This window comes from Caldisalinibacter kiritimatiensis, assembly GCF_000387765.1.
Taxonomy (GTDB): domain Bacteria; phylum Bacillota; class Clostridia; order Tissierellales; family Caldisalinibacteraceae; genus Caldisalinibacter; species Caldisalinibacter kiritimatiensis.
Window position 1 is genome coordinate 1 of the sequence record NZ_ARZA01000156.1, and the last position, 1,282, is coordinate 1,282.

Sequence of the window (1,282 nt, forward strand, 5' to 3'; positions counted from 1 at the left end):
TTTTATTGCTCTATCTGCTTCTGCTAACATCCGTTGTCTATATCGTTCAAGCATACTCCCATATTTTTTGTAATATATATCTTTCATTATCATTTTTGTTTTGCATTTTGGACAGTCTAGTGGATCATGACCAAAAGATTTCATTATCCTTAATCTCCATTTTCTTGCCTTTTCTTTATATTCTTTTACTTTATCACTAACCATCTTTATTAACTTCTTTCTAGGTTTAGCTCGCTTTGCATATATACCATAATATCTTATCATTTTAAATTGTTTTTCTGGTATGTGTATTATTATTTTCTTTATAAATTCTAAAGCATCCACTGTCTTTTCTACTCTTTTACCATCTTCATGTCTTTCATAGTAATAGGTTACTTCTTCCCCATTATAATCTATTATTCTTGATTCTGCTATTGCAGGTCTTCCTGTATATCTCCCTACATACTGTATTGCTGATTTCTCATTCTTTACTTCACCTTTCCCATATACATAAAATCCTTCTTCTAATTCTTTATATAATTTATTTTTTAATCTTCTAATTTTCCTTTTTCCTACTTTTTTCTCTAATGCATCTAGCAATAGCTTTTGCCATCTTTTCCTTAACATTTTATATGGTATAAAGCTAAATTTCTTCCATATTGTATACTCTCCTGCTGCACCTTCTGTTACTAGCATATGTACATGGGGATTCCATTTTAAGTCTCTTCCAAATGTGTGTATCACTGCGACTATTCCTGGAGTAAAATTCTCCTTTTTATTTCTTTCTTTAAACCAACTTTGTAATACCTTTGAAGCAAATTTAGGTAAAATTGATAGTAGTTTTCTATCTTTTTGAAAATATTTTCTAAGCTCTTGTGGTATTGTAAAAACTATATGTCTATGCTTTGTATTTACTAGCTTTGATGCCATATTTTCTGCTCTATCATCTACATATACTTTACCACATGAATTACAAAATCTACTTCTACATCTAAATCCAACTTTTTTCGTTTCTCCACATGCTTCGCATTCATATTCAATATATCCATTTTCTATTGAACCACAGTTTATTATTTTTTCTACTTCTTTAAATACAACTTTTCTTATTCTATGTTTATAAAGTTTAGCAAACTCATCCCAGTGGTCAATAAATATTCTTTTTATCTTACCTTTACTCATAATAATCACCTATTACTCTTTTATCATTACTAATGGTAAAAGTTTCAAAAAATCTCTAATGCATTGATTCCTCAGGGCTACGCCCACTTCATTTTATCAAAATTTTTTATACTTTCCTAGACAA

General features: G+C 29.0%; 1 protein-coding gene. It reads right to left on the bottom strand.

The features are described from left to right. On the bottom strand, positions 1-1,158 hold a 1,158-nt coding region (locus L21TH_RS07315), incomplete at its 3' end, for an IS91 family transposase (RefSeq protein WP_034429683.1). Between the last annotated feature and the right edge of the window lie 124 nt (positions 1,159-1,282).